26 protein-coding genes are annotated in these 26,235 nt (G+C 48.1%); 10 read left to right on the top strand and 16 right to left on the bottom strand.

The features are described 5' to 3' along the window. Window positions 1-5: 5 nt before the first annotated feature. Window positions 6-971, bottom strand: coding sequence for a glycosyltransferase family 9 protein (locus ACKFKH_RS03130; protein ID WP_446856771.1), 966 nt, complete (start codon window positions 969-971; stop codon window positions 6-8). Window positions 972-1,058: 87 nt separating this feature from the next. After that, window positions 1,059-2,321 (bottom strand): RNA-guided endonuclease InsQ/TnpB family protein, encoded by a 1,263-nt coding sequence (locus ACKFKH_RS03125; protein ID WP_446856770.1) that lies wholly within the window; start codon window positions 2,319-2,321, stop codon window positions 1,059-1,061. A 222-nt stretch (window positions 2,322-2,543) separates the two neighbouring features. Here ACKFKH_RS03125 and ispD point away from each other — a divergent pair, with 222 nt between their 5' ends. Further along, window positions 2,544-3,251, top strand: a complete 708-nt coding sequence (gene ispD / locus ACKFKH_RS03120) for a 2-C-methyl-D-erythritol 4-phosphate cytidylyltransferase (RefSeq protein ID WP_446856769.1) — start codon at window positions 2,544-2,546, stop codon at window positions 3,249-3,251. 45 nt (window positions 3,252-3,296) lie between these two features. Here the strand turns inward: ispD and ACKFKH_RS03115 are convergent, their stop codons facing one another. From ACKFKH_RS03115 to ACKFKH_RS03105, 3 genes are all read right to left on the bottom strand, one after another. Further along, window positions 3,297-4,433 carry a tetratricopeptide repeat protein gene (locus tag ACKFKH_RS03115; protein WP_446856768.1) on the bottom strand — a complete coding sequence of 379 codons (1,137 nt, stop codon included), beginning with the start codon at window positions 4,431-4,433 and terminating at the stop codon, window positions 3,297-3,299. Window positions 4,434-4,604: 171 nt separating this feature from the next. Next, window positions 4,605-6,641, bottom strand: a complete 2,037-nt coding sequence (locus ACKFKH_RS03110) for an adenylate/guanylate cyclase domain-containing protein (RefSeq protein ID WP_446856767.1) — start codon at window positions 6,639-6,641, stop codon at window positions 4,605-4,607. 356 nt (window positions 6,642-6,997) lie between these two features. Then, window positions 6,998-8,302, bottom strand: a complete 1,305-nt coding sequence (locus ACKFKH_RS03105; protein ID WP_446856766.1) for a HEAT repeat domain-containing protein — start codon at window positions 8,300-8,302, stop codon at window positions 6,998-7,000. Between the two features lie 207 nt (window positions 8,303-8,509). On the opposite strand from ACKFKH_RS03105, the gene htpG reads away from it, so the two are divergent. The 3 genes from htpG (at window position 8,510) to ACKFKH_RS03090 (ending at window position 11,362) form a co-directional block, all read left to right on the top strand. After that, window positions 8,510-10,516: a molecular chaperone HtpG gene (gene htpG, locus ACKFKH_RS03100; protein WP_446856765.1), complete on the top strand. Its 2,007-nt coding sequence runs from the start codon at window positions 8,510-8,512 to the stop codon at window positions 10,514-10,516. Between the two features lie 109 nt (window positions 10,517-10,625). Beyond that, a complete protein-coding gene (locus ACKFKH_RS03095; RefSeq protein ID WP_446856764.1) occupies window positions 10,626-10,871 on the top strand; it encodes a UPF0175 family protein in 246 nt (81 codons plus the stop codon). Then, window positions 10,868-11,362 (top strand): DUF3368 domain-containing protein, encoded by a 495-nt coding sequence (locus ACKFKH_RS03090; protein WP_446856763.1) that lies wholly within the window; start codon window positions 10,868-10,870, stop codon window positions 11,360-11,362. Before ACKFKH_RS03095 ends, ACKFKH_RS03090 begins: the two co-directional genes overlap by 4 nt. A 41-nt stretch (window positions 11,363-11,403) precedes the next feature. Here the strand turns inward: ACKFKH_RS03090 and ACKFKH_RS03085 are convergent, their stop codons facing one another. From ACKFKH_RS03085 to ACKFKH_RS03065, 5 genes are all read right to left on the bottom strand, one after another. Then, window positions 11,404-11,649, bottom strand: a complete 246-nt coding sequence (locus ACKFKH_RS03085; protein WP_446856762.1) for a hypothetical protein — start codon at window positions 11,647-11,649, stop codon at window positions 11,404-11,406. A gap of 67 nt (window positions 11,650-11,716) precedes the next feature. Continuing rightward, window positions 11,717-12,085 carry a clan AA aspartic protease gene (locus ACKFKH_RS03080; protein WP_446856761.1) on the bottom strand — a complete coding sequence of 123 codons (369 nt, stop codon included), beginning with the start codon at window positions 12,083-12,085 and terminating at the stop codon, window positions 11,717-11,719. Then, window positions 12,085-12,357, bottom strand: coding sequence for a hypothetical protein (locus tag ACKFKH_RS03075; protein WP_446856760.1), 273 nt, complete (start codon window positions 12,355-12,357; stop codon window positions 12,085-12,087). Before ACKFKH_RS03075 ends, ACKFKH_RS03080 begins: the two co-directional genes overlap by 1 nt. Before the next feature lie 198 nt (window positions 12,358-12,555). Beyond that, window positions 12,556-13,233, bottom strand: a complete 678-nt coding sequence (locus ACKFKH_RS03070; protein WP_446856759.1) for a hypothetical protein — start codon at window positions 13,231-13,233, stop codon at window positions 12,556-12,558. A gap of 284 nt (window positions 13,234-13,517) precedes the next feature. Then, window positions 13,518-13,754 carry a hypothetical protein gene (locus tag ACKFKH_RS03065; RefSeq protein ID WP_446856758.1) on the bottom strand — a complete coding sequence of 79 codons (237 nt, stop codon included), beginning with the start codon at window positions 13,752-13,754 and terminating at the stop codon, window positions 13,518-13,520. 228 nt (window positions 13,755-13,982) lie between these two features. Here ACKFKH_RS03065 and ACKFKH_RS03060 point away from each other — a divergent pair, with 228 nt between their 5' ends. Both ACKFKH_RS03060 and ACKFKH_RS03055 read left to right on the top strand, forming a co-directional pair. Further along, window positions 13,983-14,354, top strand: coding sequence for a hypothetical protein (locus ACKFKH_RS03060; protein WP_446856757.1), 372 nt, complete (start codon window positions 13,983-13,985; stop codon window positions 14,352-14,354). Window positions 14,355-14,740: 386 nt separating this feature from the next. Beyond that, window positions 14,741-15,007, top strand: coding sequence for a hypothetical protein (locus ACKFKH_RS03055; protein WP_446856756.1), 267 nt, complete (start codon window positions 14,741-14,743; stop codon window positions 15,005-15,007). Here ACKFKH_RS03055 and glsA read toward each other — a convergent pair. Further along, window positions 15,004-15,912 (bottom strand): glutaminase A, encoded by a 909-nt coding sequence (gene glsA / locus ACKFKH_RS03050; RefSeq protein WP_446856755.1) that lies wholly within the window; start codon window positions 15,910-15,912, stop codon window positions 15,004-15,006. The two genes, ACKFKH_RS03055 and glsA, sit on opposite strands and share 4 nt — an antisense overlap. A 92-nt stretch (window positions 15,913-16,004) precedes the next feature. Beyond that, entirely contained in the window at window positions 16,005-16,328 is a 324-nt protein-coding gene (locus ACKFKH_RS03045) for a carbon dioxide-concentrating mechanism protein CcmK (RefSeq protein ID WP_446856754.1), read from the bottom strand. Between the two features lie 585 nt (window positions 16,329-16,913). Between ACKFKH_RS03045 and ACKFKH_RS03040 the strand changes: the two genes are divergently transcribed. After that, window positions 16,914-17,972 (top strand): glycerate kinase, encoded by a 1,059-nt coding sequence (locus ACKFKH_RS03040; RefSeq protein ID WP_446856753.1) that lies wholly within the window; start codon window positions 16,914-16,916, stop codon window positions 17,970-17,972. Here the strand turns inward: ACKFKH_RS03040 and ACKFKH_RS03035 are convergent. Then, window positions 17,939-18,121 carry a hypothetical protein gene (locus tag ACKFKH_RS03035; protein WP_446856752.1) on the bottom strand — a complete coding sequence of 61 codons (183 nt, stop codon included), beginning with the start codon at window positions 18,119-18,121 and terminating at the stop codon, window positions 17,939-17,941. The genes ACKFKH_RS03040 and ACKFKH_RS03035 overlap by 34 nt on opposite strands. A 113-nt stretch (window positions 18,122-18,234) precedes the next feature. Here ACKFKH_RS03035 and dxr point away from each other — a divergent pair, with 113 nt between their 5' ends. Next, a complete protein-coding gene (dxr, locus tag ACKFKH_RS03030; RefSeq protein ID WP_446856751.1) occupies window positions 18,235-19,431 on the top strand; it encodes a 1-deoxy-D-xylulose-5-phosphate reductoisomerase in 1,197 nt (398 codons plus the stop codon). Window positions 19,432-19,623: 192 nt separating this feature from the next. Then, the gene (locus ACKFKH_RS03025; protein ID WP_446856750.1) at window positions 19,624-19,845 is read left to right on the top strand and encodes a hypothetical protein; all 222 of its coding nucleotides are present in this window, start codon (window positions 19,624-19,626) and stop codon (window positions 19,843-19,845) included. 104 nt (window positions 19,846-19,949) lie between these two features. On the opposite strand, the gene ACKFKH_RS03020 is transcribed toward ACKFKH_RS03025, so the two are convergent. Then, window positions 19,950-22,022: a calcium-binding protein gene (locus tag ACKFKH_RS03020; RefSeq protein WP_446856749.1), complete on the bottom strand. Its 2,073-nt coding sequence runs from the start codon at window positions 22,020-22,022 to the stop codon at window positions 19,950-19,952. Between the two features lie 681 nt (window positions 22,023-22,703). Continuing rightward, window positions 22,704-23,381: a type II toxin-antitoxin system HicB family antitoxin gene (locus ACKFKH_RS03015; RefSeq protein ID WP_446856748.1), complete on the bottom strand. Its 678-nt coding sequence runs from the start codon at window positions 23,379-23,381 to the stop codon at window positions 22,704-22,706. A gap of 1,195 nt (window positions 23,382-24,576) precedes the next feature. Between ACKFKH_RS03015 and ACKFKH_RS03010 the strand changes: the two genes are divergently transcribed. Next, window positions 24,577-24,963 (top strand): NfeD family protein, encoded by a 387-nt coding sequence (locus ACKFKH_RS03010; protein WP_446856747.1) that lies wholly within the window; start codon window positions 24,577-24,579, stop codon window positions 24,961-24,963. A gap of 165 nt (window positions 24,964-25,128) precedes the next feature. On the opposite strand, the gene ACKFKH_RS03005 is transcribed toward ACKFKH_RS03010, so the two are convergent. Then, window positions 25,129-26,130 carry a GH25 family lysozyme gene (locus ACKFKH_RS03005; RefSeq protein ID WP_446856746.1) on the bottom strand — a complete coding sequence of 334 codons (1,002 nt, stop codon included), beginning with the start codon at window positions 26,128-26,130 and terminating at the stop codon, window positions 25,129-25,131. Between the last annotated feature and the right edge of the window lie 105 nt (window positions 26,131-26,235).

The following is a 26,235-nucleotide window of genomic DNA, read 5'->3' as shown; positions in this document are numbered from 1 at the left end:
CTCAACTAGCCATTCCACACGCGATCGAGAATCGTCTGCGGTGAGAGGTCTGTCATCTTCCCGGTAGGGGACTTAATGCCCAAAACTCGTTCACTCTTGGGCAGCAGTTTGTCGGGATCAGTCGGCCCAAATAACGCCAACGTGTAAGTTTGAGCGGCGATCGCTAAATGCATCGGAGCGCTATCAGTACAGAGCATCAGACTCGCTCCCGCAATCATCGCTACCAGTTTGCCAATATTGTCGGGTGACGTGACTTTGAGTTTGGGAAGGGTTTGGGTCAGAGCGCCGACGATCGCCCCATCATCCGGGCCTTTGATCAGGACGATCGGTAATTCTGGTTGACGTTGCTGAAAATCCCGAATAATCGCTTGCCAGCTTTCGACGGGATAAAGTTTGTCGATGCCTTTCTGTTGAGAAAGCTCACTCGCGCCGCCGTGAATCACCACATAGCGACCGTCTTGAATGCCCAACCGCTTGCGCTCACCGTCTGCCCACTCCAAATCTTTGGTCGGCACACTCACCGATAATTCTGGCGTTGGCGTATTGATCCCCAAGCCTTTGAGCAGGTCATGGTACATCGTCGCCGCATACTGATCCGAGTTAAGCGGAATGGTCTTCGTCAAAAACAGCTTCGACGTTGACCCCGACCCGTAGCCAATCCGCGTCGGAACACCACTCAACCATAGCAAAAATCCCACCGATCCCCGCTGTCCTAGTGTTAGCGCCAGATCGTACTCGCGATCGCGAATCACTCCCAACAGATTGCCAAAATCAGCGAGGCTGTTGCTGCCTTTAAAGTCAAACAAAATCGTATCGTTGACAGACTTAGAAACTCGATAAGCGCCTTTCGCTCTCGGCTCAACCACTACATCGATCTGGGCATCAGGATACGCCTTTTTGAGATCTTCGATCGTCGGGAAGAATAGAATTTGATCGCCAATTCCGCCAGGAACTAGAGCAAGGATTCTCATAACATTTCTTTAAGCGCTGTCCGCTCACTATTCTATGTGAATTTGACGTACTTCCCCGGCTGAAGCGCGGGGGATTCTCAAAGGCAGCTATGAAGTGGGCTGAAGCACCACTTCTCCACCTTTCTTCCTGCTTCTTGGACTCTTAACTAGACTGTTACCAGTCCCCGTCAGACCGTCTCCACAGGCAATTTGATCCACGCTGCGTCCCAGCGCAGAGATGCCGCGATTGCGGATCACTTGTGCGGCTGCCACATCTCGATGAGTCGTGTAACCGCATTCAGGACAAGCATGAAGCCTGTCACTCAAACGTTTTTTTCCGGTATGCGTATCGCACTGTGGGCACACCTGCGAGGTGTAATCCTTGTTCACCTTGTCAAAGTAAACGCCGCGCTTCCAGCACACCCATTCCAGGATTGAAGCAAATTGCCCAAACCCAGCATCGAGCGTGTGCTTTCCGAGCATTCCTTTCGCCCATGTGCGGAAATCGATATCCTCGATAAACAGCATTCCAGCTTCGTCACAGAGTTTGTGAGCCAGCTTGAAATGCCAGTCTTTACGAGTGTCCGCAATCCGCTGATGCAACCTTGCAATCTTCCGAGTGAGTTTGTGTTGATTGTTTGAGCCTTTCTGCTTATGTTTCAGTCTGCGTTGTAGCAATTTCAGCTTACGGTGCAATGAATCTAAGAATCGAGGGCGTTCAATCAACGCTCCATCGGACGTTGCAGCAAACTTATCCAGTCCCAAATCAATCCCACGCGGATACCCACTCGGAACTGGATCAGGGACGTTCACATCACTTTCGAGCGTGAACATGAGGAAGTATCCCGAAGCTTTGCGAACCACGCGAACCTGCTTCACAACGAAGCCGTCCGGTATTTCACGAGACTTGACATACTCTATCCAGCCCAACTGAGGCAGCTTGATTTGATTGCCTTTGAGGAACTGAGCTTTTCCCAACTGCGGATACACAAACGAGCGCATCCGATATCGGTGCTTGAATCGAGGGAATCCCATCCCCTTACGCTTCATGTCTACAAAAGCCGCTTCCAGCTTTCTCAGAACTTGCTGCAATACTTGAGCATTGACCGTTTTAAGTTCTGGGAATTGCTCCTTAGCTGCTGTCAGTGTTTTGCACTGTGCAGCCCAGTTAGGAGAAGGCTCGTCAGCAGAGATGATGTATTCAGAAGTAATCGAACAGGCGTTAATTGGACACTTGCGAGAATTCAGCCAGTCTTTACGCTCACGAAGCGCAAAATTCCACACCTTTCGACACACGGTTAAGGTGTGTTCGATTAGCTGGACTTGCTCATCTGTGGGCATTGCTTTGTACTCGTAAGTTAGGCTTAACATTGTTCAATTCCCTCCTACTAAATTGTATACTGTTTAGTAAGAGGATTCCGGGAAAACCGATAGATACTCTAGAACCCGGACACACAGCAGGCTAAAGCCTGTGGTTAGCTTTCACCCCTCGGTTAGAAACCGAAGGCTCTCGGCATGATCCAGGTAGATCGATTAAACTCATCCGAACGTGACCAATTGATCTTTTTTCTCTTTCTAATTTGAGGCATTTTCGTGTATTTACTCATTCCCGCAGCCGGATCAGGGCGACGCATGGGCAGCGCGTGGCAAAGTCAGGGCAAACCCCCTCGCAACAAACTACTGCTGCAACTTCGGGGCAAGCCTCTGATCGCTTGGACGCTGATTGCCGCAGAAGCTGCCGACTCGATTCGCTGGATTGGCATAATCGGTCAACCCGACGACTGGGAAGCGTTTAAGCAGATTATCGCATCCTTGGCGCTCACCAAATCTGTGCAGTTCATTCAAGGAGGCGCAACCCGGCAAGAATCGGTGTATCACGGCTTACAGGCACTTCCCCCCGATGCAGATCAGGTGTTGATTCATGATGGGGCGAGATGTCTGGCAACTCCGGATCTGCTCGATCGCTGTTCTCAAGCGCTGCTGACCTGTTCGGGATTTGTGGCGGCGGTTCCCGTGAAAGACACGATTAAGGTCGTCGATGCTGATCGCGTGGTCAAAAGTACGCCCGATCGCAGTCAACTCTGGGCCGCCCAAACGCCTCAAGGCTTCTCAGTCCCGCTACTTAAGAAGTGCCATGCTGAGGGCCGTGAGCATGGATGGGAAGTGACAGACGACGCAGCCCTGTTTGAGAAATGTGGCTTGCCCGTACAAATTGTTGAAGGCGAAGAAGCCAATTTGAAAGTGACGACTCCGATGGATTTGGCGATCGCTGACTTTATTCTTCGACAACGAGAAGCGTAGGTAACTGGTTACGGTGAGAAGATTGAATCCATGCCAAAAAACGGCTCACTTCAACTCTTTGAGCACCTTCTCTACTTGACTGACTTCTTCGGACTTGCCCTGTTGCTGATAGAGAGAGCGGGCCTGCTCAAAAGCAGAGATTGCCTCAGAGGATCGATTGCGGGCCCGGAGCGCCGTTCCTAATTGAAAGTACGCACGAGGATTTTGTGGCTCAAGCTCAATGACTTCTCGATAAACCAAAATTGCCCGCATGTATTCCTGCTGCTCTAGTGCCAACTCTCCTAAAGCGACTTGAGCATCCACCAGTTTGGGACTGACATTGACCGCCCGTTGATAAGAAGACAGAGCGCCCTGGATATCGCCCGTTTGCTGCAAGATTTTGCCGACTTGAAGGTGCAGCTTGCCGTTGGTGGGATCGCGTTTGATAGCTCGATTAAAAGCTGCTAGTGCCGCAGGTCGATCGCCCTGACTCAACCAGGCCATCCCTAATCCAATTTGAGCGTTGCTGTTGCGAGGATCAAGCTCAACGGCGCGATTTAAGGCAGCGATCGCTTGTTTGGGCTGATCTTGTTGAAGCAGCATGAACCCGATCGAAGCTTGAGCTTGAGCATTTTTGGGATCGAGAGAGATGACTCGTCGATAGGTTTCGATCGCTTTGTCGTATTGACCCTGACGCAGTAGAACGGCTCCCAAACCCAGATGAGCATTGAGATTTTTGGGAGCAAGCTGAGTAGCTCGACGATAAGCGGTCGTGGCGGCGGCATCGTCTCCTAAATTAGCCAGACTAAAGGCGAGGGCGTACTCAAAATCAGGATTGCTCGGATCAAGCACGATCGCTTGCTGATAAGCCTGCACCGCTGCCTGAAAGTTACCTTTTTGGGCTTGGATGTAGCCGATTCCAGAAAAGATTCGGGGATTTTTTTCGTCGATCGCGGCGGCTCTCTGATAGATTGCCAGGGCTTCTGCCAGGTTGCCTCCGTCTAACAAGTCACGCCCCTGTTGCAGCAAATCATTGAGGTCTGACTGGGTGGCGTTTAGATTAGACGCTTGTGCCAAAACGCTTTGAGGAGGCAAAATCAACAATCCGCCCAATAGCAGGCAGGCCATCTGCGTCAGCAGATATCTCTTCGAGAGCGCGACGTTTGATCCGTGCCAAGGCGATCGATCAGAAATTCTAGACATGGTGCGGTGCAGAGGAATGGAAGTATCAGATCGGTTATTATTTGTTTTTGTAATATTACTTGTTTTTGTAAATGGAAAAGACTGCCCTCCTGAAAGCACTAAAGCTCCGTCCAAGAAAGTTTTATGATTCTACCAACATCTCATCCTTTTACATAACTTCACGTTACACGATCAGAAAATTTGCCGACCTGTGAGGAGATAGGTCTTCATTTCTCCTTTGCTTTTGATAGAGATGGCACCTCTTTTGGTGAAGTGATACTGATGCTTTAGTAATTGATAAGTGGTTGCCGAAACTTGGATTTGTCCGGTTAATCCGTGAGACTCCATGCGATTTGCAGTGTTCACAGTGTCACCCCACAGATCGTAAATAAATTTTTTAACCCCAATCACGCCTGCGACGACCGAGCCACTGTGAATTCCAATCCGCATTCTAAACTCTTTGTGGTTCTTGAGATTAAATTGAGCCAGGGCTGCTTGCATTTCTAACGCCATTTCTGCGATCGCCTGAGCGTGATCCTTGCGTCGATTGGGCACGCCTCCTACAACCATATAGGCATCCCCGATCGTTTTGATTTTTTCTAACCCGTAGCGATCGCTCAAGTGATCAAATGCCGAAAAGATTTCGTTGAGCAAGCTGACCAATTCGATCGGCGAAAGGCTGACTGTCAACTGTGTAAACCCCACCAGATCCGCAAACAAAACCGTTGTCTCATCAAACTGTTCGGCGATACCGCTCCATTGATTGCCCGGTTGTTCGAGTTTGATTTGTTCTTGTTTGAGACGATCGACAATCGATCGGGGCAGCACATTGCACAAGAGATGCTCAGTCTGGCGCTGCTGATCAGAAAGGGCGATTTCGGCTCGTTTGCGCTGGATAAATTCACCCAACTGATTGCCAATTACCATCAAAGTCTGAATCAAGGCAGGGTCGGGCTGTCTGACCTCGCGGCTCAAAAATGTCACCACGCCCAAAACTTCGTTGTTGCTGTAAATTGGAACGCCGAAGGCTGCGTGTAGTCCGGCTTGGACGGCGACCCCTTGCGGGTAACTCGAAGAAATCGTCGAGGGCAAAAAATCTGCCTGAGCTACATCTGAGATCCACAGGGGAGATTGGTCTTTCCAGATTTGTCCGGGCAGCCCTGCGCCGAAGGTAAACGTGGTCTCGCGCATGGCCTTCACATACTTTAGAGCGCCGCTCAAGGGTCTAGACCAGATTTCTACACAGTGCAAGCCCAACGCAGAACAGCGCGGAAATTCTTCTGGCAAAAGGGGCCATTCTTCGGTGACGTGTTCTTGAGGCATCCACAGTTCAACGATGTCCCATTCCAGGCTTTGACAAATCGCGGGCAAGAGTTTTGCAACGGCCGTCGCCAGCGTTGGAGATCTGGAGAGAATGCCGCTGGTCGTATACTGAGCCATCAACCGCTGCTGAGTGCGCTGCTGCTCGGTGACATCTCGACCGATGTAGATAAAGTCTGTGTTTTGATCGAGTCCGGTCTGGATCATTGAGCAAGAAAAAGCAATCGATCGCTTCTCTCCCGTTTTGGTTTGACAGACGACTTCAACCTCTCTCAAGACTCTGCCCTGAAAAGCCACCGACGGCTGAATGGCTTGAGGCATAAAGTTTGGGTCGGCAATGATCAGGGAGAGCGGCTGGTGAATGAGGTCTTGGCGATCGTATTCCAGCAGTTCTTGAGTCGCTTGATTGACGGTTTTGATGATTCCTAGCGAAGTGGTGACGATTAGCGCGTCCGCCATCGATGTGATGATTTTATCGACATATTTTTTAGAGGTTTCTAATGCGCCAAGAAGCAGGCTCATTTCGTTAGCGCCCTGCACCAGACTTTGTTCGAGCGTCATGCGTTCAGAAACGTCTTCTAAAAAAAGAATCAGCGAACGGTTGCAGTCACCTTCGTTATGCTTGAGGGCGTAGAGGTCAAAGTAACGCTGAGAACCATCTGGCAAAGCACGAGCGATCGCGCTGAGGCGAAAGTCCGATCGCTGTCCTTGTATGACGGCTTCTAGATCAGCTTCGACCCCAAACAACTCTGGCAACCCCAGACAACAATGCTTTCCGGGGACAAATCCATCTGAGGTGTCTGCGTATTGATGAACGTCGATCGAGGTTTCTACGATTTCTAGCTGCTGATTGAGCGTCAGATATTCAATTCCACGCAGCGATAATAAGTTTTTGAATAGAGCCGTCATTCTGCTGAGTTTGTGACCAAACGCTTGAAGTTGTTGGGGTGGACACTCACCTCAAGCTGTTTCACATCAGAACTCTGTTGAGACGCACGTACCCTGGTGACTACAGTTCCCACTCTGGTTGAAAGATCCAACGCTTTGCTTGGGTTCTTAGGAGCGTGAATTGAATAAGATCGATGATTGCCTGGTTGCTTCGCCCCCTAAATCCCCCAGTCTGGGGGACTTTGAGAAAGCAGACATTCTAGAATTTAAGGCAGTTTCGCGGTTCAAAGTCCGCCAAATTTGAGGGATTTAGGGGGCAGAAGCCGAATTAAACGACGCGAAACCGCGAGAATTACAGGCTGTTTAATTCACGATCCTTAGCGTCTCCATTCTTGAAGGGCGATCGCAACTCCTCGTCCCAGTTCTGAATCACGCTCACGTTGAGATAGCTGTTCTAATCGCTGGTATGCCGTGTCAGGCGCGAGGGTTTTGAGGGCAGAAATCACATGCAGCCGGACGTTGACACTGGGATCAGCCAGCAGATCGATCAGTGGGTTGACAGCGTTGGGGTCGCCGAGTTGTCCGAGGGCCAGGGCGAGAGATTGACGGGCAGTGGTCGATCGCGCAAAAGCCGCTTCGTGAGTCAGCAGGTCTAACAAGATTTGGGTGGCTTGGGGTTTGAGGTCAGGCTGATCGACTCGTCCCAAAACGACTAAAATCTCCTGACGTACCGCTTCCGCCAAAGGCAATTGGATCAGGGCGCGATGGAGATACTGTAACGCCTCTGATCGACCTGCCCAACTCAAAGCGCGAACTAGCTCGATCGCCAACGGTTCGGGGGTGTGAATCGACTGAAGAGATTGAAAAAGCGCTTTTATCGCCTCCAAGCTGCCCAATCGACCCAGGGAGATCGCGGTTTGTTTGCACACGTCTAGATTCCAATCCAACAGCAACGGACGCAGGTGAGCAACGAGATCGAGCGCTGTCGCTTCGGCGGCACAAAATCCTAAAGCAATCACGGTAGCGCGTCTGACCGCAGCGATCGGATCTTGAAGCGCACCGATCAAAGCCGCAGAAATTTCAGGATGATGGAAGCTTCCCAAGGACTCGATCGCCATCGCCCGAATCTGAGGATCAGCATCATTCACCACTTCTAGCAATAAAGGAACGGTTGCCGGACGACGCATCTGAGTCAACGCCTGGGCTGCGACTAAACGAGTCTTATCGGATTGCAGCAACCCTTGCAAAGTTGCGATCGCCCCCTCTCCCAAAGCTACCAACACGCTCACCGCCATGCCCCGCAGTTCTTCTTGATCAGAGGTTTTGAGCAGACGCACGATCGCCGCCAACACATCGGGATGAGCAAACCCGCCCAAAATACGCACCGCAAACCATTGAGCCTCAGAATCTGCGTCAGATTCGAGAAGGGCAATGAGAGGCGCGATCGCTCGGTTTCCCAGGGTCGGAAACACTTTGGCAACGTCCCATCGATCCTGAAAGTCGCCGCCCTCAAGAACCCGTAGCGCCAGATCTAGAAGTGAGTCAAGTTCGATGGGTGTCTCGATCGCACCCTGAGATTCACTTAATAGAAGTTGCTGAAGGTCTTGACTAACGATCGACCACTCTTCCTGCTGGGCAGCCTGTTGTGCCTGCTGCAAAATTTCACGATGGCTTTGGTTCACGGCTTTTCGATCAAATCGGCTAAATGTAGGTTTCCAGCTTTACTTTCCCACATTTGAAACAATTTTTCCTCAAGCGGCGCGGCCTGAATGACGGGTAGGGAAATCCGATCTCACTCATCGGAAACCTGTACTCATTACAATAGAAGCGATCGCACCCTCTTCGACCAAAATAGGGTCTGAGGTCTTCTGAGTAACCAGGAATTGACTATGACAACCATTCTGGAACAAGGCAACATCAGTATTCATACTGAGAATATTTTTCCGATCATCAAAAAGTGGCTCTACTCTGACCACGAGATTTTTATTCGAGAACTGGTATCAAACGCCGTGGATGCCATTCAAAAGCTCAAAATGGTGTCTAACTCGGATGATTTTTCGGGGGAAGTGGGCGAACCAGAAATTGTGATCGCGATCGACAAAGCCAATCAGTCTCTCTCGATTTCTGACAATGGGATTGGGATGACCGCCGATGAGGTAAAAAAATACATCAATCAGGTGGCTTTCTCTAGCGCTGAGGAGTTTGTTGAGAAATATAAGGCAACCAGCGATCAGCAAATTATTGGTCACTTTGGTCTGGGTTTTTACTCGTCGTTTATGGTGGCCAAACACGTCACGATCGACACCCTTTCATATCGGACTGGCGCGCAAGCAGTGAATTGGTCTTGTGATGGATCGACTGAATTTAAACTGTCAGATAGCGATCGTACAACGCGAGGTACAACAGTTACGCTAACGCTGCAAGACGAAGAACTGGAATATCTGGAGCCATACCGGATTCGTCAGCTAATTAAAACTTACTGCGACTTTATGCCCTTCTCGATCAAACTGATCGAGCCACCCACCGAAGGCGAAGAAGTCAAAGCTCCCGAACAGATCAACCGCCAAAAAGCCCCCTGGAAGGAGTCTCCGCGCAATCTCACCAAAGAAGATTATCTGGAGTTCTACCGCTATCTCTATCCGTTTCAGGAAGACCCTTTACTCTGGGTACATCTGAATACGGATCATCCATTTGTTGTGAATGGGATTCTCTACTTTCCCAAGCTCAAGCCCGATGTGGATGTGAGTAAAGGTCAGATCAAACTCTTCTGCAATCAGGTGTTTGTCAGCGACAACTGCGAAGAAGTTATTCCCAAATTTTTGCTGCCGCTGCGAGGCGTGATTGATAGTGCAGATATCCCGCTGAATGTGTCGCGCAGCTTTTTGCAGAACGATCGTACCGTCCGGCAAATTGCCAACTACATTGCCAAGAAAGTCGGCGATCGACTAAAAGAACTGTATCGCGACGATCGGGCAGAATACATTCGCTGCTGGCAAGACTTGGGAACGTTTGTCAAATTTGGCTCGATCAACGACGACAAATTCAAAAAACAGATCGAAGATATTCTGATCTACCGCACTACAGCGAATCTGAGCGACAATACGCCAAAGATCGAAGTGCAAACCGCCGAAGGAGACGCTTGGCAAGACTCATCTAACGCTGCAACGAATGTCGTAGATGGCAAATCTTACACCACACTCAAAGAATATCTAGAACGCAACAAAGAACGCCACGAGAATCGCGTTTTTTACTGCACCGATGAAGTCACACAAGCCACCTACATTCAACTGCACACCAGTCAAGGCTTAGAAGTGCTGTTCATGGATTCCTTTATCGACAGTCACTTTGTCGGGTTTCTAGAACGAGAATATTCTCACATCAAATTCTCACGAGTTGATGCCGAATTGGACGACACGCTGATTGACAAAGATCAGTCAGAAATTGTCGATCCGACGACCAATCAGACTCGCAGCGAACAGATCAAAGCGTTGTTCCAAAAAGCGCTCAACAAGCCCAAACTGATCATTCGGACGGAATCGCTCAAAGGTGACGACCCCGCCAGCACCCCGCCAGCAATGGTCTTGTTACCCGAACATCTGCGCCGAATGCAGGAGATGAATGCATTATTACAACAACAAGTGATGCAGTTTCCTGAAGATCACATTCTGCTGATCAATACCTCTCATCCAATGATTCAAAATGTGATCAATTTGAGTCAGGGTGCCATTACCACAACTGATGGTCAGTCTCCTTCTGCGGAGTTGGCAAATCTGATCTGTCACCATGTCTACGATCTGGCGTTGATGGCCCAAAAAGGCTTTGACGCAGATGGTATGAAGGCGTTTGTGGAGCGATCGAACCAGGTGTTAACCAAGCTCACGGGCCGCGCTTCCTAATTCCCAAATCTGTAGTCCGTAGTGATGTCATTCTCATTGCGGACTACCAGCATTGGCAGGAAACTGTGGTAAGAGTCGTAGAATAAGGCCTAGGGAAGGAAATGTAGCTATGAGCATTGTTGTTTCTGACGAAGTTTTAAGTGCAACACACATGACTGAAGCTGAAATGCGTCAGGAAATTGCAGTCATGCTCTTTCAAAAGGAAAAGCTCACGCTTGCTCAAGCCGCTCGGTTTGCAGGAATGCACCGCATTGCTTTTCAACACTTACTTGCCAGTCGTCACATCTCAGCCCATTACGATGTAGAAGATTTTGAGCAGGATATTAAAAACTTGCGGGAGATGGGTAGGTTGTGATCATTGTCAGTGACACGTCGCCCATCAACAATCTTGCAGCCATTAATCACCTTCATCTTTTGCATCGACTATATGGGACGGTTCTCATTCCTGAAGCTGTTTATAGAGAACTGACTGATCCCAGTTTTCCGGTTGCAGGTGCAACTGAAGTACAAACCTTTGATTGGATTCAAACTCGTGCTGTTAGCGATCGCACAGTTGTCGAAGCACTTAGCAATGAACTTGATGTTGGGGAAGCTGAGGCGGTTGCTCTGGCGGTTGAAGTTCAGGCTGATCAGGTGTTGATTGATGAACGCCGAGGGCGGTTGGTGGCGGCTAGACTCAATCTACGATACGTAGGAATCTTGGGCATTCTGGTTGAGGCCAAAGGTCAAGGTTTGATTGTTGAGGTGAGGCCATTGTTGGATGCTCTGATTAACCAAGCTGGGTTCTGGGTCGCTGAACCTTTGTACAATAGCGTTTTACGGCTTGTTGACGAAGATAAATTGTGATGACACTATTGGTGATTTTGCATCGCCTAATCTCTGAACCTCTATTTGTCTTGTGATGTCGTTGCATCCTGTACGTTTTGCTGAGTCGATGCCTGTTGAATCGTCCTCATCAATAGACGCAGCGCTTCATTGACTGCCGCAGCATCAGGAAACATAGCGGCTACATCAGGATCAAGTTGAACTGTGAGGGTCGATCGCTTACGTCCTTGACCCCGCGCTACAACAGGCATTTGGGTAAAGTCGTATTCGGGGCGCAGGTCATCATCCATTTCAGAGGTCTGACTCATAAGCTTTACGTTCTTGGCGGGTAAGTGGACGGGCACAAATCGGCTTAGATATGCGCTCAAGTAATCTTTAAGGCAATGCTGTAATCGTCACCAATCCGCCAGCGATGCTCTGAATCTTCAACTCATACCCTTCAAGCAAACCCATTCCAACCAATGGCTCGGTTTCTGACTCGTTGATTTCAATGGTTCTAACCTGCCCATCCCAAATTACAGAGGCTTCGTAGACATTAAACATGCATAGACTGCCATCACCCAAAATACCCTCTTGCTGCATATACCAAGTCATTTCTAAAGTGGTAATGACGATAGATGGCAAAGTTAGAAAACCTGTATATCCTGTGTCAATAACTGCTCTAATTCCTTGGCGTTGCTGATCTTTTCCAAGCACCGCCAATTGTACAATTGCCTCTCGATTTGCATTCACGCTTCCAATCATCATGTAGATACAGTAGGGCGAAACCCAAGGCGATGGACGGCACGATGTCCAATCCGAATTCCAAAGATTTGCGCGTCAGGGTAGCGTTTTAGCAGTTGCTTGGCAGCGGTCAGGCTATCGTCGCCGATCTCAAAGGCTCCGGTTTCGATATCGATCGCCACAATCTTTCCGTGGTTGCTCGCCTCGACTTGGGAACGCACCTGAGCTTCATAGATTTCATTCCCCCGTCGAGCGAACTCTTCTTTGCTATAGCGGGGTTGTCTACCTGTCATTAGCTTGACCTCATTTCAACCATGCCTCTATATTTTAGCTTCGATCGTTCTATCTGCGATCAGGTGCAGCGATCGCCCAGACTTTGATCAAGAACTTTCAACTACAGCCAGGTTGATTGGGTAAGGTGACGATCGTATTCAACGGTCTAACGCTCCCACTCAAGGAACGCAGATACCCTTGACAACTCACCAACTAATTCAAATAGAGATCTGATTCCAAGCCGCTAAAATTCGCTTGTATTCTTTGGAACCCGTATACTCCCTAATGCACATCAGGAGAGGCTGATTAGGACTAAGAACAAATGGAGCTAATTCAGATGAAAAACTTCTTTGATCTACTTTTATTAAAAATGTATATCTTGGAAGTTTGAAGCGATAAAAGTTAATTCCATCTTGTCTTTTCTTAATTGGGTTGTACATCATTTCACTGAAATCTCCTTCGTACTTGAAGAGGATTACTGAAAAATCATTTTCATCACCTGGATCTTCTGCCAAAATCATTCTCTTCAGCTTCTCCTCCCAAGAAGTGAGCTTGACTTGAGCAAAAAATTCATGGCTGGTGATAGCTGCTCGCCATAATATTGACATGAAAAAGAGCTTGAGTTGCTTGTAATCGAAGGAATCAACCTTATAAGCAGGTTTGCCAGCAGTGTCAGTAATATATTTCTCTGAATCTGGTGGACTTAGCAAAAATGTCTGCCCATATCTGTCCCAAGAACCTATCAGATTACCGTCGCACTCTCTACATAAAATAGATGAGTCATATATTCCACTTTGAAATTGCTTTGGTTTCTGTTTTGAACCAACTATGTACAGCCTTGGAACTTGATCGCTAGGAGGCTCACTACTGCTAGATTCTCGAATAGGCTCATACAACTTTCTAGGAATTATATGAGCCTTTATGAGTTGTTTCTCAAGTCCACAAAGCTGACAGATTAGCATTTCCCTTTAAAGTATCAATTCAGATGGGTTACAGGTAGACTCTCGTCACCTCTCTATCAAGGACTCAGCCGCGTAACAACTTGTTCGACTGAAAGTTTCAGGACAATTGACCCTGTTAATGCGACCGCCCCCAAGCTCTTCACATAGTATATGACTCCACTGAAATTACTCTGAATCCTTCCACATGACTTCAAAATTTTGTACGGAGTATCTGATTGTCAATCAATTGCAGAGACTGCCTCTCCCGCATCCAAAAGCCGCCGAAATTCTCTAACTTGAGCGCGATCGCAGCCAGATTTGTAATGGGCGATGTATTGCAGACGATCGTCACAACTCACCTTGCAGCGAAACGACTCCTCAGAGATCCGCTTAAAAGTTGGCCCAAACCCCGTTGAACAATGCCAACCAAATTTAAGATTTTTAGGATTCCAAAAAGCGAAAAATTTGTGTATCATACTCCGCAGTGGTGGAGGAGCGCCCCGAAGAACTGATGTACCAGATCAGAACTCCGAGGACTTCCATCCCTTGTTAAACACACTAACTCAGGAGGCGTTCATGATTGTACACCGTCAGCTTTGCTGTGGGGTTCTGAAAGGTTGGAATCAGGCCCCAAGCATCATTAGTCGCATAATGGCTCTCATGTTTTTGTTCTCTTTGTACTAATCCAGGGAGAACATATTTATATGGCAGTCAGGCTTATTTTTCCTGACTCGGTAGCGTTCACCAGTGAGTTGCACCTCTCGACAGGTAGACGTTATCGAGTTCAGGTTACTTTAGATTTGCAAGAGCGGTTTTTGATCGTTGCGTCTGGCATTCTGCCCGATATTGGCGATAGCATTCAAGAATTTGTGTCTCAACTCAGCGAGATCGTGTCTAATCAATTGGCCCTGCTCAAATGGGATGGCACCAGTGACTTGATGACTGAATATCAACTGATCCGCATTTTGCCCACCTATCGACTTCAGAGATCGTTTACTCGATTTGACATTGTGATGGATGATCCAGCCCTGATTTATGTGGAGGAACTCAACACCAGGACAACAATTCAACTGTAAAAATCGGCATTGCTGAACCACGGAATGAATTGCCCTAATGCGAAGGGGAACTAAATGTTCAAAGTCCCCCAATTTTGGGGGATTTAGGGGGCGGAAAAGTTGACACTTCCCACAGATTCATCCTTTCAATCAGCAATGCCTAAAAATCAACTCCAAAAAAGTCAGGCGTTACCAAATCAAAAGCGATTTAGTTCAATCTGGTAACGCCATTCTTAATCGCCTGCAAACCAAATCAACAAAATGAGTTCTTACTCACCGATCGATTAACTTTCACAACCCAGGAATCGAACGATTGTATTCAGCACTACCATAGATCATGCAGATCATGTCTTCAAACTGGAGTCAGGCGATCGCTCTCTTCTCCAACCTTCTTGCCGTCACCTGTCATGCATCACCCAGCCCCCAATGACGACCCCGATCGCTGGCCCACCTTTGCCGAACTGCTGACCCGACTACACCAAGAAGGAATTTTGATTCATCCTGACCAGTTGGCTGAGTTTTTGTTGGGGCATGGGCTACCCGTTGATTTGTGCTACGTCCCCGATCGCCTCAAACCCAAAGCCGAAAAAATCAATGCTCACTATCAAGGTGACATGGCCCGCCTCGAAGAAATGAACGACCCCTATTGGCATCCACTCATCATCCCCGACTAACCAAAGACGCTGAGATGCAGACTGGTTGACAGTTTCTCTAACAAAAACAACCCCGCTACTGAATTGCCCATCGGATCGATCGCCGGACTATAACAAGCAATTGCCCCTTGATGAGGCACGATCGCCAACAGGGCCCCACTGACTCCCGATTTGATGGGTAGCCCAATCTTCACTGCAAACTGAGCCGATGCTTCATACAGCCCACAGGTCAGCATCAAAGCATTGACGATTTGCTGATGAGACTGAGTGACGACCCCAGGCTGGGACAACAACAACCCCAAACGTGCCAAATCTTCGACCGTGCCAGACAGACAGCAAATATGGTTATAAGTGTCGAGAGCGACTTCTACCTGGTCTAATTTTCCGGCTTGAGTCAGCATTTTGGCGATCGCTCGATTCGATTCATTCGAGAGCGATCGCACCGATTCCAGCATTCTGCGATCCAACACGAGGTGACTGTTTGCAGAATGGTTGAGCCACTGACGCACCTGTTCGCAGCGAGAAAAGCCATCTCTGCCAGGGAGTCGAGCCGCCAAAGCGATCGCGCCACTGTTGAGCATGGGGTTGCGGGGATGACCTCGATCTTGGCTCAGTTGTGTCAACGAGTGAAACGGCTGATCAGATGGCTCCATGCCCACATATTTAAAGACCTCTTCGGCTCCTGATTGCTCCAGCAAAAACATCAGCACAAAGGGTTTGATCACACTCATCAAGGCAAATCGCTGTTTTTTTTCTCCGGCTGACCATTCTTGCCCTGCTCCCGCCAAAATCTTGACCGCCAGCACATTTGCATCGGTTTGAGCCAACAGCGGGATGTAATCTGGCAGTCGCCCCCACTGCGTCCGCACTCTAGCTTGATCGACCCATGTAGATAGTTCAGCCTGAGTTAGTGCATTCAGTCCCACTGAGAAATTTCTCAAGATTAGCCTTTGTTTTGAGCAGTTGGCTTTTGGCGGTCTGCGATCGACTAACTAACCAAATCGCCAGTTTTCAACGGCTACACTCTAAACTCATCTGTTTCGTCGGTGTAGTCGATCGGCAAAACCGCCATCAAGTTTTCGTTAGGTCGAGGAATGTAATGTGACGAAAGGAACAATTTGTCGCCTTCTTTGCAGGCTGTCATCTTTTTGGCTGCTGCGATGCCTGCCTCGACTGAGATCTTAACTTCAGAAACGTTTCCGCGAACAATAATTGTGATGTAAGCGCCGCTCACCTTTTCCATCTCGACCAGGGTAACACGGGCAGCTTTCACCATTACGTCCGCAACTGCCAGCGCTGGGGGCAATCCCCGCACTTCAACCATACCCACCGCATATGCCATGACAATTTCCCTTCCGATCGCATGATACCAAGAATCATTTTACGCAGCTTCTCAACCTTTTGGTCAAAAATGGCGCTTCTTCAACAGAGATGCCTTAAAAAAGCAGGGGAAAAGGTTCGAGGAGAGGCAAGGGTAGGCATGAAAAGTGGAGTCTACGGCATATTTAGCGAATCTGCGACTTCTTTTAAGTCTCCCTGCGTGGTTTGTACCAATTCTCTGTAAAGCTGCACGTTTTTTAAATCTTCCCTAATCCCTTGAATACCAAATTGAAAATAGACTGCGCCAGATAATTCCTCAAAGTCCCCCAGAATGCGGGATTTAGGGAGCGAGGATCTGTAGCCAGTAAACGTTGAGTTGAGATAAGAAGGAGGGAAAATAAAAGAGTCCGGTTCCCTTTTGTAAGGGGGCTAGAGGGATCTAATCTATGCAACTTTATGAGAATCGATATTTATTAAGAATGACAGCAAAGCGATCGAGAATTGTAAAATCTAGCGATCCTCTCCCCACTTTGTAAGCTTCCAGGGTCGTTTTGGAATTGTGATCGCACCCTAAAAAACACTCATCCCAGAAATCAACTCGCACAAAATGAAATCACTTAGTCAACTGCTAGAAGCATTAATTGCAGGACGATCGATCGCTTCGAGTCACCCGCAAGAAGTCGCGCCTCAGCTAGAAGCTCTAATACTGCAAGATAACATTCGCGCAAACGCATTTGGAATCACTAGAGAGAATGCTACAGAAACCACGCTCTTGAGAATTGAGTTGTTCCAAAAAGTCTATCCTGAATTTCTAGAGTTGTGCCAAAACAAACTTAAAATAACCAGTTTGGCGAATGAGACACTATGGAATTTATGGTTGCCGTTGGCAATACAAATCGCAGACTGGCGCAGAGCTAAATCGAATCCTCTAATTCAAGGATTTTTGGGCGGACAAGGAACCGGAAAGACTACACTTACAGAAATTCTAAAACTGATTCTAAAACACCTGGGATACCATGCTGTTAGTTTCTCGCTGGATGACTTATATCTGACCTACGACGATCGCCAACGTCTGCAAGCCCAAGATCCTCGCATCATTCACCGCGGGCCACCCGGCACTCACGACACCAAACTCGGCTTACAAATTCTCACTCAACTCAAGCAAGGTCAACCGACTCAGATTCCTCAGTTTGACAAATCACTCTGGCAGGGGGCAGGCGATCGCATTCATCCAAAACTCGTCTCAGCGGTTGACATTGTGCTCTTTGAAGGCTGGTTTGTAGGAGTGCGTTCTATTGAGGCGAGTGACTTTGAGACGGCACCCGATCCGATCGTCACAGCCAGCGACCGCACCTTTGCGCGAGATATGAACGATCGCCTTCACAACTACTTGCCGCTGTGGGAACACCTCGATCGCTTAATTGTGCTCTACGTTCCCGATTACCATTTGAGCAAAGCGTGGCGCAAAGAAGCCGAACACAAAATGATCGCTCAAGGTAAACCTGGACTGTCAGATGCCGAGATTGATGCCTTTGTGGAGTACTTTTGGCAGGCGTTGCATCCCCAATTGTTTATCAAACCTCTGGTCAGCCAGTCAGAATTCGTCGATTTGGTGATTGAAATTAACCCCGATCATTCACCCGGAGCCGTGCGGCGCATTGCATAGAGAACTCCAATCAAAATCGGCACGATCGCCACTCCCAGTCTCACGCTCCCACCGATCTCCCAACTAGAAAACGCATTAAAATACGCCATTCCCAGACAGCCAAACCAAAACAAAGCATCCCCTCTTTTTTGACGTTTAGAAGTCGCCATATTCATCAAAAAGTAGTGTGAGCCTGAAAAAGTAGTGTGAGCCTGACCACCAACGGCTAAATGAGTCCCGCAAAACCTTAAGATAACTCTAAAGTATCACCGGATCAGCGATCGTGAAAGCAATCACCCTTCTCGGTTCAACAGGTTCTATCGGCACACAAACGCTTGATATTGTCGCCCAAGCACCCGATCAGTTTCGTATCGTTGGCATGGCGGCCGGCCGCAACGTCGAACTCTTTGCCCAACAAATTCGCCAGTTTCGTCCTCAAATCGTCGCCATTTGTGATCAGGATAAATTATCAGACCTGCGCGAGGCGATCGCTGACCTCGATTCCCAACCCATCATTCTGGCAGGCGAATCGGGTGTTGTCGAAGTTGCCCAATATGGCGACTCAGAAGCGGTTGTTACGGGCATTGTTGGTTGTGCTGGGTTGTTGCCCACAATCGCCGCGATCAAAGCTGGAAAAGACATCGCCCTCGCCAACAAAGAAACCCTGATTGCAGGCGGGCCGGTCGTCTTGCCGCTGGTCAAAAAACACAACGTCAAACTGCTGCCCGCCGACTCAGAACATTCTGCAATCTTCCAGTGTTTGCAGGGCGTTCCTCAAGATGGACTAAAGAAGATTATTCTCACTGCGTCCGGTGGGTCGTTTCGCGATTGGGAAGTCGATCGCCTCTCTGAAGTCACCGTCGCCGACGCACTCAAGCACCCCAACTGGTCAATGGGTCGCAAAATTACCATCGACTCTGCCACCCTGATGAACAAAGGCTTGGAAGTCATTGAGGCGCATTACTTGTTCGGGTGGGACTACGACGACATCGAAATCGTCATCCATCCCCAAAGCATCATTCACTCGCTGATCGAATTGCAGGATACCTCCGTATTGGCGCAATTGGGCTGGGCTGATATGCGGTTGCCCCTCCTCTATGCATTGTCCTACCCCGATCGCATCCCCACTGGCTGGGAACGTCTCGATCTGGTCAAAGTCGGCAGTCTCACCTTCCGATCGCCCGATCACCAAAAATATCCCTGTATGAATCTGGCCTACGCCGCAGGTCGCGCTGGAGGCTGTTTACCCGCCGTTCTCAATGCCGCTAACGAACAAGCGGTCGCCCTCTTTTTAGATGAGAAAATTCGCTTCCTGGACATTCCTCGCCTGATCGAAGAGACCTGCGATCGCTACCAATCTCAAAACAAGTCAGACCCCAGCCTAGAAGACATCATCGCGGCTGACCAATGGGCCAGACAAGCCGTTTTAACGACCAGCCAATCATCAACTCAACGTGAATATTTCTTAGCCAAGCCATGAAACCCTGACACTTCAAGCTATCTTTCTGTGAAAGTTAAAAATAAAGTGCCATACTGATCTGCTGATTGGTGATTTTGAAATCATTCCTGAGATAGAGGTTTGTCTCTTGAATCTCTACTTGGGGCTACCGCTGAGATAGACCGTGATCACTGCGATAGCCAATTTTCAGCCGTTTATCCTTCAGACAGTCTCATGAACGATCGCTCCCACACAGAGAACGTTCGGAAAGTTCGCTTTCCATTTTGGGCGTACCTCAATCAACCGCTTTTTCACCCCAATCAGCCCTTTATTCTCAAACCATCCCGATTTCAGCGCTATCACCATGTTCAAGAACTAGAGCGATGCTGGCTCTTGTCTGAGTTCCATTTGCTCGAACATTGTTGGCGACAAAAGTACGACGATCGAAGCCTGTAATCGCTCAGGTAGAAAAATCGGCTCTTTGGGTGTTGCTAAATGCAGAATGACCAACGGCTACGGCTTCTACGTTCTGCATTCTGCACGCTCAATTTTGCAGTTTTCTACTCTCTCATCAAGCTAGAAGCGTTTGGCAAAAAGATATCGGTTGTTAAGGAACTGGCTGCAATACCCGATAGCGACATTAACAGTGAGCCATCTGGCTTAAATCGGATCAAAGTGCTGCTGGAGTTGAGTCCGGTTCCCTGTTCGATCGCCACCTCACTGAGTTGGATATCCGCAGGCAAACCGATGCGATCGATCCCTGCTTGAAAGTCCGTAACTTCGCTAAATCCACCCCGACACAGCCTGAAAACATCAGCACCGTCACCTCCCGTTAATTCGTTGTTACCAGTTCCGCCATCGAGAATATCGGCCCCTGTACCGCCCCAGAGAATATCGTCCCCTGCACCCCCGCGGAGAATGTCATCGCCGCCAAGTCCCTGTAAAGAGTCGTTTCCTTCCTGACCGTTGATTACATCATTAGAATCGTCAAAGCCTGTCACCTCGTTGTCCAAATTATTCAAGAAGGTTACTGAGTTGCGGTTAAAGATTTGAGTAATGATGGCATTCACATTCAGCACATCAAACGAGTCTTGAATGGAAGTTTCTCCATTAAATACAATGTTGCCCAACATGGTCGGCACATTGCTTTCTGTCAAGAAGTTGTCGAGATCTTCTAGCTCAAAGTTTTTGATCAGAATGCTTATATCTTGCACTCCTTCAAATGTCATGACCAGATCCTTCCCTTGCTGATTGAGGAGCAGGTTTTTGGCGATCAGTTGTGACCCCTGAAAATAGAGAGTGTCTACTTCTCGAACGATGTCTTCTGATGGAACTCTACTGGTGCCAACGCCGCCAAAATTTCTGATTTCATAGCTGCCTGTTGTCAGCGTAAAGGAGCGGGTTCCTCCAGCACCATCCAGGATTTGAGGAGGCGTGATCACAACTAGATCAGAGGGAACGATCGCGCCTGAAAGAACAATTAGATCTTCTGGAACTTGAGGGCTGGGATCGCGAGTCTCTATAGTAGTTGGAGTGGGACGATCGTTCGACGGTGTTGGATTGCTGATAGGATTGGTCGGTGAGATAGAATCCGGTCGATCAACTGGAAGAGAAGGCCCCCCTGCTAGTACGCGGAGCGTTTCTGTAAGCGCGTTAGTCCTCAAAAGCAGTGCATCGTCAAATGCCACAGTTGGGTTATTAAAATTGCTGCGGGTAAGCGTGAAAGAGGTGGGGATGGAAACAGACGGATCGCCCTTCAATTCAAAAAATTCAGGGGAGGCGCGATTAGGGAAACTGGTGCGCTGTCGTTCAGTGTTTCGTGCAGTTGTCAATGTACTCAAATTGTAGTTCTGCGCTGAAGAGGCAGGGATGGAAGCAGGCAATTGTTGTGTTGTCTCAGGTAAGGCATAGGAACGATCGTAATTTGTTGAAGCTTGAACAATTGTCACCAATCCAGAAAATTGAAAACTCCGAGTCACTAATTGGTTTAGTTTTTCAGATCCAGCCTGGCTAACTGAGTTGCTTCCAATGGTCGGTAAATCATCAGCAAGGTTAGTTTCTGAAGCAGTGGGGGCATGAAAGGCAGTCGCTTTTTTTGCGGGAATGGGTTCGATCGGTCTTGAACCAGATGACTTGCTGGAAACAGGCGTAGAAGCGTTTTCTTGAGAGGTTTTGGATTGCAACCAGCGACGCAGGATGGCTAATACAATGAACCGAGTTGCAGGATCAGGATGCTCTTCTGATTCAGCCGCTGGGTGTTGGGCAACCGTTGGGGTAGAAGCCTCCTCTGGCTGAAAGCACTGCTCCTCATTGAGTAAGTACAACTGGTTTTGTTGAATCAAATTGAGAAACTTAGCCACTTCCCAAATCTCTAACGTTTGTGCCGTGAGAAATCTTGAGTAGCGATCGGGGAAATGCGTTACCAAAATTATCTTCGAGCACGCGATCTCTGATGCAATCTCCAATGCATTCTCTACCTCAGTCTCGTAAAGCGTCACCTCGTCATCATGGCTCACTTGCTCAAAGATGTGACTTGGCAAAACATTAACGCCCCGTTCCTGCAAATTCTGAAGGATCTGGGGCGTACGACTCGGCTCAAAGCTGCTGAACAAATAACTCAGTGTTGCCGTCATTGCAATCACTCTGACACGTATTTCAGAATCAACTAACAGACGTTGAGTTTCTAAAATCAATTGCTCAGATTGTGTTCGATGACTTCTTACGAGATATGGTTTCTCTTCGGTGTAAAGATGGGCTAAAGTGTCACAGGCAAGAAGAATTGGCAGTGGTTTGTTACTCACTGATCGCTGCACCCCTGTTGATGAAAGAAGAGATCAGAACCCTCTGAACCCAAAAAACTATCAGACAGACAAAAAACACCAAAGGTCGAGTCAGGTACAGAAGCTCCCGATTCCAGAAACGGAAAATTTAGCGCTCTCAATTGAGGCAGCAAGGCAGCAATCAAAGCTAGGAGTGAATACAGTTCTGATTTTATTCTCTGGTAGTCTGCTTGTCACATAGCCTATCACAATGAAGTAAGTACCGAGGTACTATTACTCTCAAACTCTCGGAGCGCAGAATAGACTTGGGCGATCTCAGAAGAACTACTGAAGAGTGTAATATTTTTTGCCTCTACGAAAGGAATTGAGGTGTGACAGTTGTGACAGCATCTGAAACGCTGTATCAAATACACGTCTAAAAATTGTCTGAAACACAGAGAGATTGATGAGCGACTCCGCAAGATTCCTGTCAAATACTGTGCAGGTTAAGCAACTAGCACAATAGAACCTGTGTATCTTCATGAGTTTGGTGGGTTATTTACGAACTACATAATGTCCTGGTTTTTGCTCTTCTTTAACAAACGGCTTGGGCGCAGGTTGACCTGAATCGGTGATTTCAGCCTCTAATGTCCAGGTTTCGATCGCGTTGATAATGTCTGCCATCACTTCGGGGTTGGGTGCCTTTAAGTGCGATCGCACCGTCTCCAAACTGGGTAAAACTTGCTCTACCGCACCAAGAAACTTAATCGTGCCAACTGGGCCGCGATTTTTTAGGTAGGGTGTGATTTTCTCAAAAAAGCGCTCCATTAGTTCGGGCTGTTTTTCAAGCTGTTGCAGCAGTTCGGGCAATCTGGACTCTGGAGGAGCCTCACTCGCCGACTCGCCCAACGCTTTAATTGCGGCTTCCTCAAGCCAGGTATTAATACTTTTTCCTGCCTGTTTCGCCTGATGAGAAATGTCTCGATGAATCTCTGAGCTAGTGCGGAAGGGCAATTTTCCAGAAAAGGTCACAGGCTTCTCTGGCTCGATGTTCTCTTGTTCGCAAAACGTTAAATAGGTATCGATCGTTTTACGGAATTCTTGTTCAGCCTCTTCTACCGTTTTTCCCCCAAAGGGCAAGGAATCACGACTAATATTGGTCACTTTGCCACAGATTAGCCCTGCCTTTTCGTCTACCCAAAGGGATGCCGTGTAGTTCCGGTAAGTCAGCATGAATCTTACTCTTCTCCATTTTCCAGCTTGATCAAAAAGTCTCGAATATCAATTAGTTGACAATCTGTGACAGTTTCTTCTTGCGGTCGGCGAAAGAACAGGACAACCCGCCCGGAGCACATTACCACAACACAAATTCTGTCGTCGATGGGTCTTACTCTGATTTCCCTCAGAGCATTGAGTAAGTCAATCACACTCGACCAGGAGATACGGGGGGGTGGTGATTCTGTAAGGATAGATGTGAGGGTGTTTTGCTGCTCATTGGTAAGTTCACGAGGGTAGATGCACATTCAGATTCTTAGTGATCACAGGTTGGACTGACCTATAAATCTTGAGCAAACACTAAAAGCTGTCGCCATGCTGACAGGTTTCTGAGAGCAGGCGATTTCAGTATTACTCACGAGCCAGAAACCTCCTGACAGAAATTTTCTGACCAAGATTTTACTTCAGCATAACCTGAAGCTCCACATGAATACTAGAGCCTGGCTAAGGGATTTTACTGAGTTCGCAGTTAGCGTTCAGTAATTATCCAGAACCTGAAGCGATTGGTGCAAAAACTATCGGTTAGTCCAACCTTTGATGCACATTCGATGATGATATCACTCCGAAATATCATTGTCAACTATTTTAGTCCGTTTGTGAGTTTTGCAGTATCAGTTTTGATATCAAAAATATGGGCAGTATTGACATCATAAAATCTTTGATTTAGAGTTTTAGTGTGCCTCACTCGGCAACAGCAAGTACTCAAACTTTTCAAAAAGGGCTTAAATATGACCTGTTCTTCTGACTGCAATCCAAGCAATTGTCCCTTTGTCAGCGATCCTCAGCGCCCTAGACGCTATATCTGTCTCAAATGTGGGTTAGAGCGTGATATCGGAGATAGAGTTCGGCATAACCCTTTTCTGCTGTTTTTATTGATATTAATTTTAGCCGCTAATCTGGTATTAGTTCAGCGATCGTCTTTCTTCCAATCTACGCCTGCTCCCATCAAGTCACCCTCTCGGCAATCTCTGATACGCCCTTAATTAGAGAACGACTAGTATCAAATCCAAGACGGCGAACCTACTCTAGTCAGCGTTGTGGAACCAAAGTAGATCTTTAGGATTGGTAGTGCCTTACGGGTATCTCAAAGAGCAGGTGGCAGAAAGGTTCATCGAATTCGCGTTAAATCAATTCACTCAAACGGAGGCATCCTGTGTTGAAGCTCAAAAGCTGGTTCCAACAACTTCTCTCACCGCAAAGCAGTCCGTCGATCGTGACTTTCCGACCTGCCCAACTGTGTAATAGCTCATTTAGACCCAATCCGGAACAAGAGGCGATCGTCACTCAGACCATCTCACCTCGACGAGCCGGACAAATTGAATATCAAGGCTCTTGGTGGACGGCTCGCTGTTATGAAGAAGTGACCCTAGTACCAGGGGACATTGTTTACGTGATCGTTCGACAACATGTTCTGACACAGTATGTCATCCCTGATCCGTTCGCCCGACCTGTTAAAAATCTGCCAGAAACCTCTGCTAAAAATGCCTTTTGTACTCTGGTGTGCGAAGCAACTAATCAAAACAAGAAGCCATCATCTTGAAGGGCTTTCAGAGAGTTACTGCTACCAGAGCTTCTTCTGAAAACAAAGGTTTTGGGTTGAGTGTTCTTTATCGCGCATTGGTTGAAGCAATAGTCACAAGATGCAACAGCGCTTCCGACAGAAATGCAAAGTCAGAGGGCACCCTTTGTCATACAGTTGTCAACGCTAACTGTTTTGTCGCCAACGCTTGGCGAATTCGTCGATCGTCGCTTTAGGAACTTGCCCCTGTAGCCATTCGAGTGCCCGGTCTTGATGCGGGAGCGATCGGTAATTTTTGGCAACGCTGATCAAACTGATGCTGGGTGCGGGGGTTGGTGCTGGAGTTGGCGCAGGCGTTGGAGTCGGAGTCGGATTAGAGAGCAGGGCGGCCCAGGTTTCAGAACCCACTACACCAGTCGCGGGGAGTTTTCTAGACTGTTGAAAGGTGATCACAGTGGCTTTGGTGCGAGGGCCAAATGAACCGTCAGGCGTTCCGAGATTAAAGCCTTTAGCGTTGAGCAAGTTTTGCAGTTCTTTGACGACCTGACCTTTGCAGCCCACACTTAAGGGAATCTTGCCCTTAAGCAGCTTTTGTAGCCCATCTAAATCGCCGTTAAATTGATTGAGATCGACATTGCCATCGATGCCTTTGACGGTTCCGGATTCGGAGTATTGATGAAATACCCAGGATTTCCAGGCGCTTGGTACAAAGGGAGTGCGGGTGCCAAAGTTGGCGATCCAGAGCGGATAGGAGCTAAATCGAGTAGTGTTACCCAGCTTTTCTTCCCAGAAGACGGGGTAGGTATAGATGAGGGGTTTGCGTCCGGTGGCTGACTCGATCGCTGTGAGCCATTGAGCGGCGCGATTGATCACGGTAGCGGCATCCAGATTGTCTAAAATTTCTAAATCTAAAACGGGCGGTAAATCGGATGGCTCATATTTGCCTTTGATTTGTTGTAAAAAGTTGTTGGCCTGCACGATCGGATCTTTGCCTGCTCGAAAGAAGTGATAGGCACCGCGCACCAGTCCGACTGTTTTCATGCCAGCCCAATTTTTGGCAAATGAGGGATCACTGCTGCTTGCGCCCTCGGTTGCTTTCGCAAATCCATAAAAAACGCCCTGACTGGCCACCGTCGGCCAATCGATATCGCCTTGATAATATGAAACGTCAATTCCTTCTAAAGCCATGTTTGCCCCTTTATACTGCTTGTTTTAATCAATTCAATTGAACGGATCAGAATTCCAAATTTTAAACGCTAATTGCGATCGTGCGGCAAGAACGGGCTGGAGACA

It is taken from the genome of Phormidesmis sp. 146-20 (assembly GCF_052939475.1).
The sequence above is the reverse complement of the archived record's forward strand: the minus strand, read 5'-3'. Positions and strand labels throughout refer to the sequence as shown.

Excerpts from the sequence above, each read along its gene's own strand:
- ACKFKH_RS03060 (WP_446856757.1), top strand. The coding sequence starts at position 13,983 with ATGGCAGTCAGGCTTATTTTTCCTGACTCGGTAGCGTTCACCAGTGAG.
- ACKFKH_RS03005 (WP_446856746.1), bottom strand. The coding sequence starts at position 26,130 with ATGGCTTTAGAAGGAATTGACGTTTCATATTATCAAGGCGATATCGAT.
- htpG (WP_446856765.1), top strand. The coding sequence starts at position 8,510 with ATGACAACCATTCTGGAACAAGGCAACATCAGTATTCATACTGAGAAT.
- ACKFKH_RS03080 (WP_446856761.1), bottom strand. The coding sequence starts at position 12,085 with ATGATTGGAAGCGTGAATGCAAATCGAGAGGCAATTGTACAATTGGCG.
- ACKFKH_RS03015 (WP_446856748.1), bottom strand. The coding sequence starts at position 23,381 with ATGCTGACTTACCGGAACTACACGGCATCCCTTTGGGTAGACGAAAAG.
- ACKFKH_RS03055 (WP_446856756.1), top strand. The coding sequence starts at position 14,741 with ATGCATCACCCAGCCCCCAATGACGACCCCGATCGCTGGCCCACCTTT.
- ACKFKH_RS03020 (WP_446856749.1), bottom strand. The coding sequence starts at position 22,022 with ATGACGGCAACACTGAGTTATTTGTTCAGCAGCTTTGAGCCGAGTCGT.
- ACKFKH_RS03095 (WP_446856764.1), top strand. The coding sequence starts at position 10,626 with ATGAGCATTGTTGTTTCTGACGAAGTTTTAAGTGCAACACACATGACT.
- ACKFKH_RS03125 (WP_446856770.1), bottom strand. The coding sequence starts at position 2,321 with ATGTTAAGCCTAACTTACGAGTACAAAGCAATGCCCACAGATGAGCAA.
- ACKFKH_RS03110 (WP_446856767.1), bottom strand. The coding sequence starts at position 6,641 with ATGACGGCTCTATTCAAAAACTTATTATCGCTGCGTGGAATTGAATAT.
- ACKFKH_RS03115 (WP_446856768.1), bottom strand. The coding sequence starts at position 4,433 with ATGTCTAGAATTTCTGATCGATCGCCTTGGCACGGATCAAACGTCGCG.
- ACKFKH_RS03040 (WP_446856753.1), top strand. The coding sequence starts at position 16,914 with ATGAAATCACTTAGTCAACTGCTAGAAGCATTAATTGCAGGACGATCG.
- ACKFKH_RS03065 (WP_446856758.1), bottom strand. The coding sequence starts at position 13,754 with ATGATACACAAATTTTTCGCTTTTTGGAATCCTAAAAATCTTAAATTT.
- ACKFKH_RS03025 (WP_446856750.1), top strand. The coding sequence starts at position 19,624 with ATGAACGATCGCTCCCACACAGAGAACGTTCGGAAAGTTCGCTTTCCA.
- ACKFKH_RS03085 (WP_446856762.1), bottom strand. The coding sequence starts at position 11,649 with ATGAGTCAGACCTCTGAAATGGATGATGACCTGCGCCCCGAATACGAC.
- ACKFKH_RS03130 (WP_446856771.1), bottom strand. The coding sequence starts at position 971 with ATGAGAATCCTTGCTCTAGTTCCTGGCGGAATTGGCGATCAAATTCTA.
- ACKFKH_RS03075 (WP_446856760.1), bottom strand. The coding sequence starts at position 12,357 with ATGACAGGTAGACAACCCCGCTATAGCAAAGAAGAGTTCGCTCGACGG.
- ACKFKH_RS03045 (WP_446856754.1), bottom strand. The coding sequence starts at position 16,328 with ATGGCATATGCGGTGGGTATGGTTGAAGTGCGGGGATTGCCCCCAGCG.
- ACKFKH_RS03035 (WP_446856752.1), bottom strand. The coding sequence starts at position 18,121 with ATGGCGACTTCTAAACGTCAAAAAAGAGGGGATGCTTTGTTTTGGTTT.